This window comes from Enterobacter cloacae complex sp. Mu1197 (genome assembly GCF_040059225.1).
In the GTDB taxonomy this organism is placed as follows: Bacteria; Pseudomonadota; Gammaproteobacteria; order Enterobacterales; family Enterobacteriaceae; genus Enterobacter; species Enterobacter quasiroggenkampii.
In genome coordinates, this window is the sequence record NZ_CP157375.1 from 1,881,980 (window position 1) to 1,895,413 (window position 13,434).

The window sequence follows — 13,434 nt, forward strand, 5'->3', positions numbered from 1 at the left end:
CACAGTGCAAACACTCAATTATTTAACATTCAAATAACCTTTTATTTACCGGATGAGGTCGCTATGTCTCTGTCAATTACGCGTGAAAATTTCGATGAATGGATGATGCCGGTTTACGCTCCGGCGGCTTTTATTCCGGTTCGTGGGGAAGGCTCGCGCCTGTGGGATCAGCAGGGTAAAGAGTATATCGACTTTGCAGGTGGGATTGCGGTGAACGCGCTGGGTCATGCGCACCCGGCGCTGCGTCAGGCGCTGAACGATCAGGCGGCGAAGTTCTGGCATACCGGCAACGGCTTCACCAACGAGCCCGCGCTGCGCCTGGCCAAAAAACTGATCGACGCGACGTTTGCGGAGAAGGTCTTTTTCTGTAACTCGGGGGCGGAAGCCAACGAGGCGGCGCTGAAGCTGGCGCGCAAATATGCGCACGATAAATTTGGAACCCACAAGAGCGGTATCGTGGCGTTCAAAAATGCCTTCCACGGACGCACGCTCTTTACCGTCAGCGCAGGCGGGCAGCCCTCCTACTCGCAGGATTTCGCACCGCTGCCGCCAGATATTCGTCACGGTATTTATAACGATCTGCAGTCCGCCAGCGAGCTGATTAACGACACCACCTGCGCGGTGATCGTCGAGCCGATGCAGGGCGAGGGCGGCGTGCTTCCTGCGCAAAAAGCGTTCCTGCAGGGGCTGCGCGAGCTGTGCGACCGTCACAACGCAGTGCTGATTTTCGACGAAGTGCAGACCGGCGTGGGCCGCACCGGCGAGCTGTATGCCTATATGCACTACGGCGTGACGCCGGACGTGCTGTCGACCGCCAAAGCGCTGGGCGGCGGCTTCCCGATTGGCGCGACGCTGACCACTGATAAATTCGCCAGCGTGATGACCGTCGGCACCCACGGCACCACCTACGGCGGCAACCCGCTGGCCACCGCCGTCGCCGGACAGGTGCTCGACATCATTAACACCCCTGAGGTGCTGAAGGGCGTTAAGCAGCGCCACGACTGGTTTGTTGAGCGTCTGAATGCCATCAACAGCAAGGTTGGCCTGTTTAAAGAAATTCGCGGCCTGGGGCTGTTAATCGGCTGTGAGCTCACCGCTGAGTTTGCCGGAAAAGCTAAACTTATTTCACAGGAAGCGGCAAAAGTGGGCGTGATGGTGCTGATTGCCGGTGCCAACGTCGTGCGTTTTGCTCCCGCGCTGATTGTCAGCGAGGAAGAGGTGCAAACCGGTCTGGACCGCTTTGCGCTGGCGTGTGAAAAAGTGAAATCCGGGGTGTCATCATGATGGTCATCCGTCCCGTTGAGCGCGGCGATCTCGCCGGGCTCATGCAGCTTGCCGGTAAGACGGGAGGCGGGCTGACCTCGCTTCCTGCTGATGAAAAAACGCTGTCGGCGCGCATTGAGCGCGCCCTGCAAACCTGGCAGGGGACGTTGCCAAAAAGCGAACAGGGGTATGTGTTCGTGCTGGAAGACACCGACACGGGAACTGTGGCCGGGATCTGCGCCATTGAAGTGGCCGTCGGGCTGAACGACCCGTGGTACAACTACCGCGTGGGTACCATGGTTCACGCCTCGAAAGAGCTGAACGTCTATAACGCGCTGCCCACGCTGTTTCTCTGCAATGACCACACGGGCGCCAGCGAGCTTTGCACGCTGTTCCTCGATCCGGCGTGGCGCAAAGAGGGCAACGGCTATCTGCTCTCCAAATCGCGCTTTATGTTTATGGCCGCCTTCCGCGATCGCTTTAGCGAAAAAGTGGTCGCGGAGATGCGCGGCGTGATCGACGACACCGGCTACTCACCGTTCTGGGAGAGCCTGGGCGAGCGCTTCTTCTCGATGGAGTTCAGCCGGGCAGACTATCTTTGCGGCACCGGTCAGAAGGCCTTTATTGCCGAACTGATGCCGAAGCATCCTATCTATACCCATTTCCTCAGCCCGGAAGCGCAGGCGGTGATCGGCGAAGTGCATCCGCAAACCGCACCCGCCCGCGCGGTGCTGGAGAAAGAGGGGTTCCGCTACCGCAACTATGTCGACATCTTTGACGGTGGGCCTACGCTTGAGTGCGATATCGACCGCGTGCGCGCGATCCGTAAGAGCCGGCTGGTTGAGGTCTCTGAAGGCCAGCCCGCGCCGGGCGACTGGCCGGCGTGCCTGGTGGCGAACGAAAATTATGCCAACTTCCGCGCCATGCTGGTGCGGACCAGCCCGAAATGTGAACGTCTGGTGCTGACGGCTGCAGAACTGGATGCCCTGAAATGTAACGCCGGCGATAAGGTTCGCCTGGTGCGTCTCTGCCCTGAGGAGAAAACAGCATGACATTATGGATTAACGGTGACTGGGTCACGGGCGAAGGCGAACAGCGCGTAAAGACCAATCCGGTAGGAAAAGAGGCGCTCTGGAAGGGGAATGACGCCAGCGCTGCGCAGGTGGAAAAAGCCTGCCATGCCGCTCGCCGCGCGTTTCCGGCGTGGGCAAAACAGCCTTTCGCGGTGCGCCAGGAAATTGTTGAAAAGTTTGCCGGACTGCTGGAGGCAAACAAGGCCGAGCTGACGCGCATCATCGCGTCAGAAACCAGTAAACCGCGCTGGGAAGCGGCAACCGAAGTGACGGCGATGATCAACAAAATCGCCATTTCGGTGAAGGCATACCACACCCGTACCGGCGAACAGCACACCGAGATGCCGGACGGCGCGGCCACGCTGCGCCACCGTCCGCACGGCGTGCTGGCGGTGTTTGGGCCGTACAACTTCCCGGGGCATCTGCCGAATGGCCACATTGTGCCCGCACTGCTGGCGGGCAATACCGTGATCTTTAAACCGAGCGAGCTCACGCCCTTCACTGGCGAGGCGGTGGTTAAGCTGTGGGAACAGGCTGGCCTGCCGCCGGGCGTGCTGAACCTGGTGCAGGGCGGACGTGAAACCGGCCAGGCGCTGAGCGCGCTGAGCGATATCGACGGCCTGCTGTTTACCGGCAGTGCCGGGACGGGCTATCAACTGCATCGCCAGCTGGCGGGGCAGCCGGAAAAAATTCTGGCGCTGGAGATGGGGGGCAACAACCCGCTGATTGTGGAAGACCCGGATGATATTGACGCCGCGGTGCACCTGACGATTCAGTCCGCCTTTATTACCGCCGGACAGCGCTGCACCTGCGCCCGTCGCCTGCTGGTGAAAACAGGCGCGCAGGGTGATGCTTTCCTGAAGCGTCTGGTAGAGGTAAGCGCGCGCCTGGTGCCAGCCGCGTGGGATGCCGATCCGCAGCCGTTTATCGGCGGGCTGATTTCCGAGCAGGCCGCGCTGAACGTGCTGAAGGCCTGGCAGGACCACGTCGCGCGCGGCGCGAAAACCCTGCTCGAGCCGAAGCAGGTTCAGCCGGGTACCTCGCTGCTGACGCCGGGCATCGTTGAGATGAGCGGCGCGAGCAACGTGCCGGATGAAGAGGTCTTTGGCCCGCTGCTGTGCGTCTGGCGCTATGACGATTTCGATGCGGCCATTGCGATGGCGAATAACACCCGCTATGGCCTGTCGAGCGGTCTGATTTCGCCGCATCGCGAGAAGTTTGATCGGCTGCTGCTGGAAGCGCGCGCCGGGATTGTGAACTGGAATAAACCGCTGACCGGGGCCGCGAGCACCGCGCCGTTCGGCGGCGTGGGCGCGTCGGGCAACCATCGCGCCAGCGCGTGGTATGCCGCTGATTACTGTGCCTGGCCGATGGCGAGCCTGGAAACCCCGGCGCTGACGCTGCCGGAGACGCTTAATCCGGGGCTGGACTTTACCGGAGGGGATCGTCATGAAAGCGCGTGAAGTCAACTTTGACGGGCTGGTGGGGCTGACCCACCACTATGCCGGTCTCTCTTTTGGTAATGAAGCCTCGACGAAGCACCGTTTTCAGGTCTCCAACCCGAAGCTGGCGGCGAAGCAGGGGCTGCTGAAGATGAAAGCGCTGGCGGATGCCGGTTTCCCGCAGGCGGTGATCCCGCCGCAGGAGCGTCCGAACGTGGCGGTGCTGCGTCAGCTCGGCTTTAGCGGCACCGATGAGCAGGTGGTTGAAAAAGCGGGTACGCAGACGCCGCATCTGCTCTCGGCGGCAAGCTCGGCCTCTTCGATGTGGGTCGCCAACGCGGCAACCGTCGCGCCGTCCGCCGATACGCTGGATGGCAAAGTCCATCTGACGGTGGCGAACCTGAATAACAAGTTCCACCGCGCCACCGAAGCGGAAACCACCGAGCGCGTGCTGCGCGCCATTTTCAACCAGGACGCCCATTTCGCGGTGCATCAGGCCCTGCCGCAGGTGGCGATGTTTGGCGATGAAGGCGCGGCCAACCATAACCGCCTGGGGGGCGATTATGGCGACCCGGGCCTGCAGCTGTTTATTTACGGGCGCGAAGAGGGGGGCCACGCCGCGCCAACCCGTTATCCTGCGCGTCAGACGCTGGCGGCGAGCCAGGCCGTTGCCCGCCTGAACCAGGTCAATCCTTCCCAGGTGATTTTCGCCCAGCAGAACCCGCATGTGATCGACCAGGGCGTGTTCCACAACGACGTGATTGCCGTTTCCAACCGCCAGGTGCTGTTCTGCCACGAGCAGGCGTTTGCCCATCAGGAAAAGCTGCTCGCCACGCTGCATGAGCGCGTACGCGGCTTTACGCCCATTCAGGTGCCAACGGAGGCGGTAAGCGTGCAGGACGCGGTCGAAACGTATCTGTTCAATAGCCAGCTGCTGAGCCGCGATGACGGCAGCATGATGCTGGTTCTGCCGCAAGAGTCCCGGGATCATCAGGGCGTGTGGCGCTACCTGACCGAACTGGTGAAGGCCGATAACCCGATTGACGAACTGCGCGTATTTGACCTGCGCGAAAGTATGGCCAACGGCGGTGGTCCAGCCTGTTTACGTCTGCGCGTGGTCTTGACTCAGGACGAAATGCAGGCGGTTAATCCGGCGGTCATGATGAACGATACGCTCTTTACGCGCCTGAATGACTGGGTCGATCGCTACTATCGCGACCGGCTAACGCAGGCCGATCTGGTTGACCCGCAGCTTCTGCGTGAAGGACGCGAGGCGCTGGACGCGTTGTCGACAATCCTGCAACTGGGATCGGTTTATCCGTTCCAGCGCTAAAGGAGTGGATATGGAAAATTTACTGGCGTTGACCCTGGCCGATGAAACGCCGGAACAGAAAGAGGGGGACGGTCCCTCATTTCGCTGGCGGTGGCTGGGGCGCGGGGTGCTTGAGCTGACGCCGACCGCAAAAAGCGATCTGTCGCTGCTGCTTTCAACGGGCATTCACGGGAATGAAACGGCACCGGTTGAGATTGTCGATCTGCTGCTGCGCGCGCTGTATCGCAATGAGATTGCCCTGACGTGCCGCGTGCTGGTGGTGCTCGGCAATCCGCCTGCGCTGGCGGAAAACAAACGGTATCTGGTGAGCGACATTAACCGCATGTTCGGCGGGCGCTGGTCGCAGTTTCCACAGAGTGACGAAACGGCGCGGGCAGCGTGGCTGGAGAACGTCGTGACCGCGTTTTTTGCCGCTGCGGGACCGGCGCGCTGGCATCTGGATCTGCATACGGCCATCCGCGCGTCCTACCATGTTCGCTTCGGCGTGCTGCCGCAGCGCAATCAGCCGTGGGAGGAAGATTTTTTGAGCTGGCTGGGAGACGCCGGGCTGGAGGCGCTGGTGTTTCACCAGTCGCCGGGCGGAACCTTTACGCACTTCACCTGTGAGCACTTTGGTGCGTTGTCCTGTACGCTGGAGCTGGGGAAAGCGCTGCCGTTTGGGCAAAACGATCTCTCTCGCTTTGCGCCCACGCATCTCGCCCTGCGGGCGCTGCTGGGAGGAAAGGCTCCCGAGCCTACGCATCAGCCCGTCGAGCGGTACCGGGTCGTCCAGCAGATCACGCGCCGCAGCGATGCCTTCCTGCTCCATATGGCCGCGCATACCCTGAACTTCACGCCGTTCCGCAAAGGGGCGCTGCTGGCCGAGGATGGCGAGGAGCGTTATGAGGTGCAGAAAACCACCGAGTATGTTTTATTTCCTAATCCCACCGTGGCGTTTGGCCTGCGTGCCGGACTGATGCTGGAAAAAATATCCTGAACCTTTCCCCTCTCTTCATCCGGGAGGGGAAGTAAAATACCCTTTCTGAGCAATTAAAGCGCCTGTACGTGTTTTGCAGAATATTCCTGGTGAATTGCTTTATTATTCACCTTCACTCCGTTATACTTTTTCCAAATCGCTTTAAAATCATCGCATTGAATATTTTTTTGTTGCAACTCTCCACGCTTTATCCTTATTTCCTCCACATTTGGCGAAAATTTGTTTTTTACACTTTCATTGTTTTACCGTTGCTCTGACTAATTGACGATAAACCCCGTAAAGTTAATCTCGTCAACACGGCATAGCGCCGAAGAATAACTGAAAGAAAGGAAATAAATTATGCGTAAGTTTACTGCACTGTTTGTTGCTTCTACCCTGGCTCTGGGCGCTACCAGCATGGCGTTCGCCGCAGATACTGCGACCACAACCGCTGCCGCGCCTGCTGAAGGCAAAATGATGATGCATCATAAAGGCCCGGGTATGCACAACGAGATGATGATGTTTAAGGATCTCAACCTGACGGATGCGCAGAAACAGCAGATCCGCGATATCCGGAAAAGCGAACGCGACCAGATGAAACGTCCGCCGCTGGAAGAGCGTCGTGCCATGCATGACATCATCGCCAGCGACAGCTTCGACAAGGCGAAAGCCGAAGCGCAGATCGACAAAATGGCCGAGCAGCACAAAGCCCGCATGCTGGCTCACCTGGAAACCCAGAATAAGATCTACAACATTCTGACCCCGGAACAGAAAAAACAATTTAATGCGAATTTTGAGAAGCGTCTGACAGAACGTCCGGCGATGGAAGGTAAAATGCCAGCACCAACCGAATAATCGGTTCACTCTCTTAAGACCGCCGGGATCCTGTCCACAAAAGCGAAAACGCTGTGGACAGGACCGGCGGTTTTTCTTTCCTGCCCTCTTGTCTGCCGCCGCCAGCGCGGTATGCTCCTGTAGTCGCATCAGAGAATGTTTGTAGAGTCATGGCGTTAGCATTTTTATTAACGTTCCGCTAAGGCCTGCCCGCTCTGCTGCCGATACTGTGTCTGTGAATACCTAACGATAACAAACAAGACAGCAACGATAGCAATATCCTTGCCCTGGCACGGGTTGTGCCATTCAGGAGTGGTGATGGAGTTCTTTGATATCCGTAAAATGCCGGTCAGCCTGTGGCGCAATGGTGCGGGTGAAACGCGTGAGATTTGTTGTTTCCCTCCCGCGACGCGTGATTTTCACTGGCGTGCCAGTATCGCGACTATCGCCAGCAACGGCGAATTCTCCTCTTTCCCCGGCGTCGATCGGGTGATTACCTTGCTGGAAGGCGGGGAGGTGACGCTGGATGCCGGTCAGGCGTTCTTCCATACCCTGAAGCACCATCAGCCCTATAGTTTTGCCGGCGACCTGCCGGTGAAAGCGCTGCTGTCCGATGGGCGGATGGCGATGGACTTCAACATCATGACCCGTCGCGACTGTTGCCGGGCGAAGGTGCGCGTGGCTGACCGTACCTTTACCACCTTTGGCACACGCGGGGGGGTGGTGTTTGTGTTAAGCGGGGCGTGGCAGCTGGGTGATAAATTGCTGACGGCCGATCAGGGCGCCAGCTGGGAGGAGGGTACCCATACGCTGCGTCTGCTGGAGGCGCAGGGTACCTTATTGTTCAGCGAAATCACGTGGCTGCCAGGCCATTGAGTTCAATGATCTCAAACTTACCGGCCAGCACAGGTTTACAGAGAATTTTGTAGCCATCGTGGTCAAATCCGGCGGGCGTGCGCAGCAGGGTTGCCGCGTCGTTGATATCGTCGACAGCGCCCAGCCAGAGCCAGTTATTGACGATGTGATACTGGGTCATCGCGTCACCCACTTCTTTGAGCGCAACGGCGCTTTCCCAGGGCCAGCACTTCACGCTGATGGCCCCCAGACCGGAGAGGAGCCGTGCATGGTGCGCCTCAACGCTCTCTTTCCCACAGCAGGCACCAGCACAGCGCTTCAGCGCGGATCGAAAACAGGCGCGTCCGCGCGTGGTTGCCTCAAGGCCCAAAAGGCTGTAGCAAAGCTGGAGCTCGTCCGCAAGCGTCTGCAGCGCCTGGAGTGCGGCTCGTTTATTGGCGAACAGCCCGTAGAGATTCGGGGCATGAGAAAAATCGACGTCGCGCGCATAGACGACCTGCGGCTTGCCTTCGTTGATCTGCAGGGAGCAGAGCTGACGGTTGCGGCGCAGGCGCTTGTTGAACAGCGGCTGTTGTTCTTTTATCAACCGCGCCTCCAGCAACAGCGCGCCCATTTCTCCCGCCGTCTGGAACCAAGTAATGCGTCGCGACTGGCGCAGCATGGCGGCCTCGTCCGGCGTACGCAGATGGGATAACACCCGACTGCGAATGTTAACGCTCTTACCGATGTAGAGCGGCAGGGTGTCGCTTTCGCCGTGAAAGATGTACACGCCCGGCTGTTTAGGCAATGCTTCAAGCCAGGGGCGAAGGTGCTCGGGATATTCGTAGATAGCCGCCGCTTCAAACTCAAGACGCGGGGCGGATTGACGCCTGCTCACATACTGCTCCATATACTGTTCAGGTATACAGTGTAGCAGGAGTGTGGTGGTTAAAAAAGAGCCGGGTGGCGGCGATGCCTTACCCGGCCTACAAAACGGGGTTACCGTTTTGCATTTATTTCCAGAAGTCGTCAAACACCGTAATCGGTGGGCGACGCTTGTGCTCGGTTTTCAGATACCAGCCTTCGATGATCTTCGCAGTACCTTCATCCAGCTTTTTGCCTTCCAGATAATCATCAATGTTGTCGTAGGTGACGCCAAGGGCCGCTTCATCCGGCAGGGAAGGGCGATCATCCTCCAGATCGGCTGTCGGCGCTTTCTTATACAGATGCTCAGGACAGCCCAGCGCGGCAAGCAGCCGCTTGCCCTGACGCTTGTTCAGGCGGAAGATCGGGTTAATGTCGGTGCCGCCGTCGCCATATTTGGTGAAGAAGCCGGTGATCGCTTCGGCCGCATGGTCGGTGCCGACCACGACGCCTTTGGTCATCCCGGCGATGCTGTACTGCGCTTTCATGCGCTCGCGTGCCTTTTCATTGCCGCGAACGAAATCGCTTAACTCAATGCCCGCCTCGCGTAACGCCTGCTCGCTTGCCAGCACCGAGCCTTTAATATTCACGGTCAGCACGCGGTCAGGCTGAATGAAGGCAATGGCATCCTGGCAATCCTGCTCGTCTGCCTGTACGCCGTAAGGAAGGCGCACAGCGATAAACTGCAGCGTCTCATCGCCCGTCTCTTCGCGGAGCTCTGAAATGGCCATCTGGCAGAGCTTGCCAGTCAGCGTTGAATCCTGGCCGCCGCTGATGCCCAGCACCAGAGATTTCAGGAAAGAGTTCTTCTTTAAATACGCTTTTAAAAAATCCACGCTGCGGCGGATCTCTTCATGTGCATCTACCGCAGGCTTCGCGCCCAGCGCCTGGATAATCTCTTGTTGCAGAGTCATCACGCTCTCCATAAACAGAATGTGTTAACTGTTAAAACTAACCCTTTGGGCGAGAAACGACAAGGATCACAGTTTCGAGCGCGCTATTTTGCGCCGATTTAGCAGCTTATCGTTGTTTTATTAGAATTTTCCGAAATTCGTCTGGCGTAACGCACAAAGTTGAACAATAGTACTTTTTATCCCATGCTTAGATAACACGCTGATAAACAAGAGGACGGAATATGAACAAGAACGTAGCAGGAATTCTTAGCGCAGCGGCGGTACTGACTATGCTGGCAGGGTGTACGGCTTACGATCGCACCAAGGATCAGTTTACGCAGCCCGTAGTAAAAGACGTTAAAAAGGGGATGACCCGTTCGCAGGTGGCTGCGATTGCCGGTAAACCTTCTTCTGAAGTCACCATGATTCATGCGAAAGGGACCTGCCAGACCTATATCCTGGGTCAACGTGATGGTAAGGCAGAAACCTACTTTGTCGCCCTGGATGATACCGGTCATGTGATCAACTCCGGCTATCAGACCTGTGCTGAATACGACACCGATCCGCAGGCACCTAAGGCGTAGTCAACCTGCTTGCCTGAGGATGTTAACAAACCGGCCCCGGGGCCGGTTTTTTTATGCATCAGAAAATCTTATTTCTTTTCGCGAATTATTTGCCCGAAATGTGAGGGTAGTCAACAAGCCAGGTCAATGAGAGACAATTCTAGTCTATCCAGAATTATCCCCTGTCTGTACCATTGCGTATACTCACTCCAACGATAAACAACAGTACGCAAACTACCTGTCTGCCGGGACAGCGAGTCGAGTGATAGCGCGATGGCAGGTAGTCATACAAGAGGGAAATCACGATGGAAAAGAAACATATCTACCTGTTCTGCTCAGCGGGCATGTCAACCTCGCTTCTGGTCTCAAAGATGCGTGCGCAGGCTGAAAAGTATGAAGTCCCTGTGGTGATCGAAGCGTTCCCAGAGACGCTGGCGGGCGAAAAAGGTCAGACAGCCGATGTTGTTTTACTGGGACCGCAAATTGCTTATATGTTGCCCGAAATTCAACGACTGTTACCTAATAAACCGGTCGAAGTGATCGACTCGGGGCTGTACGGCAAGATTGATGGTTTAGGTGTTCTTAAAGCTGCTGTGGCAGCCATTAAAAAAGCTGCTAATTAATTTTTATTTTTCCCGTCAAAGAGTTATTTCACACACAATACGCCGTAACATGCGTTACGGCATTTAAGGGTATTTTCCTATGAGTAAAGTCATCGCTTCACTTGAAAAGGTACTCCTTCCTTTTGCTGTTAAAATAGGAAAGCAGCCTCACGTTAATGCCATCAAAAACGGCTTTATTAAATTAATGCCGTTGACGCTGGCCGGGGCCATGTTCGTTTTAATTAACAACGTTTTTCTGAGCTTTGGTGAAGGTTCCTTCTTTTATTCATTAGGAATTCGGTTAGACGCTTCCACTATTGAAACCCTTAATGGTTTTAAAGCCATCGGCGGCAACGTCTATAACGGTACGTTGGGAATTATGTCGCTGATGGCGCCTTTCTTTATTGGGATGGCGCTGGCAGAAGAGCGTAAGGTCGATCCGCTGGCCGCCGGGTTATTATCCGTCGCCGCCTTTATGACCGTCACGCCTTACAGCGTGGGTGAAGCCTATGCCGTTGGCGCCAACTGGCTGGGTGGGGCTAACATCATCTCCGGTATTGTTATCGGCCTGGTGGTGGCAGAGATGTTCACCTTTATCATCCGTCGAAACTGGGTGATTCGCCTGCCGGATAGCGTACCGGCTTCTGTATCCCGTTCATTTTCCGCGTTGATTCCAGGCTTCATTATTCTCTCCATCATGGGGATTATTGCCTGGGCGCTCTCTCACTGGGGCACAAACTTCCACCAGATCATCATGGACTCTATCTCTACGCCGCTGGCGTCGATGGGTGGCGTGGTCGGTTGGGCGTATGTGATTTTCACCTCTCTGCTGTGGTTCTTTGGCGTGCATGGTTCACTGGCACTGGCTGCGCTGGACAGCGGAATTATGACCCCATGGGCACTGGAAAACGTTGCACTTTATCAGCAGTACGGCTCCGTTGACGCGGCGCTGGCAGCGGGTAAAACCTTCCATGTGTGGGCGAAGCCGATGCTTGACTCCTATATCTTCCTGGGCGGTACCGGGGCGACCTTGGGTCTGATCATCGCGGTCTTTATTGTCTCTCGTCGTGCTGATTACCGTCAGGTCGCGAAGCTGGCGCTGCCATCAGGCATCTTCCAGATTAACGAACCGATCCTGTTCGGTCTGCCAATCATCATGAACCCGGTCATGTTCATTCCGTTCATCCTGATTCAGCCGCTGCTGGCCGCTATCACCCTGACGGCGTACTACATGGGCATCATTCCACCGGTTACCAACATTGCACCGTGGACCATGCCGGCGGGCCTGGGTGCCTTCTTCAACACCAACGGCAGCGTCGCGGCCTTCCTGCTGGCGATATTCAACCTCGGGATTGCCACCCTGCTGTACATGCCATTCGTGGCGATTGCGAACAAAGCCGCCACCATCATTGATGAAGAAGAGAGCGAAGAGGATATTGCCCTCTCACTGAAATTCTAAGATTGACGGCGCGGGGAAACCCGCGCCAGCCACAAGGAGCTTAAAGATGTTAGATTTAGATAGTATTGTCGCAGACGACGCCGCCGAGAACGATCTGGAAGAAGTGGTGATGGGGCTTATCATCAACTCCGGGCAGGCCCGCAGCCTGGCCTATGCCGCACTGAAGCAGGCCAAGCAGGGGGATTTCGCCGCGGCAAAAACCATGATGGAACAGTCCCGCACGGCGCTGAACGAAGCGCACCTGGTGCAGACAAAGCTGATTGAAAGCGATCAGGGCGAAGGGAAGATGAAAGTCAGCCTGGTGCTGGTTCACGCGCAGGATCACCTGATGACCTCGATGCTGGCACGTGAGCTGGTGGCGGAGCTCATTGAGCTTCACGAGAAGATGCAGTAAGTCAGACTGAGTAGCAGGAGGTCAGCACGATGGAAATTAAAACCGCACTTGAACAGCAGCTGTTTAATGGCAAAAATTTTCACGTGGTTATCTACAACAAAACGGAGAGCGCCAGTGGTCTGCATCAGCATGACTACTACGAGTTCACGATTGTTCTGACCGGTCGCTACTATCAGGAGATCAACGGTAAGCGCGTCCTGCTTGAACGAGGGGATTTCGTCTTCCTGCCGATGGGGTCTTATCACCAGAGCTTTTACGAATTTGGTGCCACCCGCATTCTGAATGTGGGCGTCAGCAGACGTTTCTTCGAGAAGCACTATCTGCCGCTGGTGCCGTTCTGCTTTGTGGCCTCTCAGGTCTATCGGGTCAAAAACGAGTTCATGACCTGGATTGAAACGGTGATCGCCTCGCTTAACTTCCGCGACAATGAATTTGATGAGTTTATTGAAACGGTGACTTTCTACGTGATGAACCGGCTGCGTCATCATCGTGAAGAGCAGCAGGTGACGGATGATATTCCGCAATGGCTACGCAGCACCGTTGAGCTGATGCACGACAAAGGCCAGTTCAGCGAAAATGCGCTGGAAAATATGGTCTCCCTGTCGGGCAAATCCCAGGAATATCTGACCCGTGCGACGCAGCGTTATTATCGTAAAACGCCCGTGCAAATTATTAATGAAATTCGCATTAATTTTGCTAAAAAACAGCTGGAAATTACCAACTATTCTGTCACCGATATTGCTTACGAGTCAGGATACAGCAGTCCCAGCCTGTTTATTAAAACCTTTAAGAAATTGACGTCATTCACACCGAACAGTTACCGGAAAAATTTGACGGTAATTAATTAACTTTCGGCGGATTACCC

General features: G+C 56.3%; 14 protein-coding genes. 12 read left to right on the forward strand and 2 right to left on the reverse strand.

Going from position 1 to position 13,434, the window contains the following annotated elements; all coding sequences use genetic code 11:
• The first annotated feature begins 63 nt into the window (after positions 1 to 63).
• The 7 genes from ABFV38_RS08905 (at position 64) to ves (ending at position 7,776) form a co-directional block, all read left to right on the forward strand.
• On the forward strand, positions 64 to 1,284 hold the full coding sequence (locus ABFV38_RS08905) for an aspartate aminotransferase family protein (protein WP_045910251.1): 1,221 nt from the start codon (positions 64 to 66) through the stop codon (positions 1,282 to 1,284).
• Positions 1,281 to 2,315: an arginine N-succinyltransferase gene (gene astA / locus ABFV38_RS08910; protein ID WP_348959161.1), complete on the forward strand. Its 1,035-nt coding sequence runs from the start codon at positions 1,281 to 1,283 to the stop codon at positions 2,313 to 2,315. Before ABFV38_RS08905 ends, astA begins: the two co-directional genes overlap by 4 nt.
• Positions 2,312 to 3,799, forward strand: a complete 1,488-nt coding sequence (astD, locus tag ABFV38_RS08915; protein WP_348959163.1) for a succinylglutamate-semialdehyde dehydrogenase — start codon at positions 2,312 to 2,314, stop codon at positions 3,797 to 3,799. Before astA ends, astD begins: the two co-directional genes overlap by 4 nt.
• A complete protein-coding gene (gene astB / locus ABFV38_RS08920; protein ID WP_290094774.1) occupies positions 3,786 to 5,111 on the forward strand; it encodes an N-succinylarginine dihydrolase in 1,326 nt (441 codons plus the stop codon). Before astD ends, astB begins: the two co-directional genes overlap by 14 nt.
• Before the next feature lie 10 nt (positions 5,112 to 5,121).
• Positions 5,122 to 6,087, forward strand: coding sequence for a succinylglutamate desuccinylase (astE, locus tag ABFV38_RS08925; protein WP_045910254.1), 966 nt, complete (start codon positions 5,122 to 5,124; stop codon positions 6,085 to 6,087).
• Between the two features lie 339 nt (positions 6,088 to 6,426).
• A complete protein-coding gene (gene spy, locus ABFV38_RS08930; RefSeq protein WP_008500682.1) occupies positions 6,427 to 6,921 on the forward strand; it encodes an ATP-independent periplasmic protein-refolding chaperone Spy in 495 nt (164 codons plus the stop codon).
• A gap of 297 nt (positions 6,922 to 7,218) precedes the next feature.
• Positions 7,219 to 7,776 (forward strand): environmental stress-induced protein Ves, encoded by a 558-nt coding sequence (gene ves / locus ABFV38_RS08935; RefSeq protein WP_021241069.1) that lies wholly within the window; start codon positions 7,219 to 7,221, stop codon positions 7,774 to 7,776.
• Here the strand turns inward: ves and cho are convergent.
• Together cho and nadE are read right to left on the reverse strand one after the other, a co-directional pair.
• Positions 7,754 to 8,632 carry an excinuclease Cho gene (gene cho, locus ABFV38_RS08940; RefSeq protein ID WP_045910612.1) on the reverse strand — a complete coding sequence of 293 codons (879 nt, stop codon included), beginning with the start codon at positions 8,630 to 8,632 and terminating at the stop codon, positions 7,754 to 7,756. The genes ves and cho overlap by 23 nt on opposite strands.
• A 115-nt stretch (positions 8,633 to 8,747) precedes the next feature.
• Positions 8,748 to 9,572 carry an ammonia-dependent NAD(+) synthetase gene (gene nadE / locus ABFV38_RS08945; protein ID WP_348959166.1) on the reverse strand — a complete coding sequence of 275 codons (825 nt, stop codon included), beginning with the start codon at positions 9,570 to 9,572 and terminating at the stop codon, positions 8,748 to 8,750.
• A gap of 221 nt (positions 9,573 to 9,793) precedes the next feature.
• Between nadE and osmE the strand changes: the two genes are divergently transcribed.
• From osmE to chbR, 5 genes are all read left to right on the forward strand, one after another.
• Complete coding sequence (gene osmE, locus ABFV38_RS08950) at positions 9,794 to 10,135, forward strand: osmotically-inducible lipoprotein OsmE (protein ID WP_008500677.1); 342 nt, start codon at positions 9,794 to 9,796, stop codon at positions 10,133 to 10,135.
• A 284-nt stretch (positions 10,136 to 10,419) separates the two neighbouring features.
• Entirely contained in the window at positions 10,420 to 10,737 is a 318-nt protein-coding gene (chbB, locus tag ABFV38_RS08955) for a PTS N,N'-diacetylchitobiose transporter subunit IIB (protein ID WP_008500676.1), read from the forward strand.
• Positions 10,738 to 10,816: 79 nt separating this feature from the next.
• On the forward strand, positions 10,817 to 12,175 hold the full coding sequence (gene chbC / locus ABFV38_RS08960) for a PTS N,N'-diacetylchitobiose transporter subunit IIC (RefSeq protein ID WP_023311283.1): 1,359 nt from the start codon (positions 10,817 to 10,819) through the stop codon (positions 12,173 to 12,175).
• 46 nt (positions 12,176 to 12,221) lie between these two features.
• Complete coding sequence (chbA, locus tag ABFV38_RS08965; RefSeq protein ID WP_032639846.1) at positions 12,222 to 12,569, forward strand: PTS N,N'-diacetylchitobiose transporter subunit IIA; 348 nt, start codon at positions 12,222 to 12,224, stop codon at positions 12,567 to 12,569.
• A gap of 29 nt (positions 12,570 to 12,598) precedes the next feature.
• The gene (chbR, locus tag ABFV38_RS08970; protein ID WP_029740446.1) at positions 12,599 to 13,417 is read left to right on the forward strand and encodes a transcriptional regulator ChbR; all 819 of its coding nucleotides are present in this window, start codon (positions 12,599 to 12,601) and stop codon (positions 13,415 to 13,417) included.
• Positions 13,418 to 13,434: the final 17 nt, after the last annotated feature.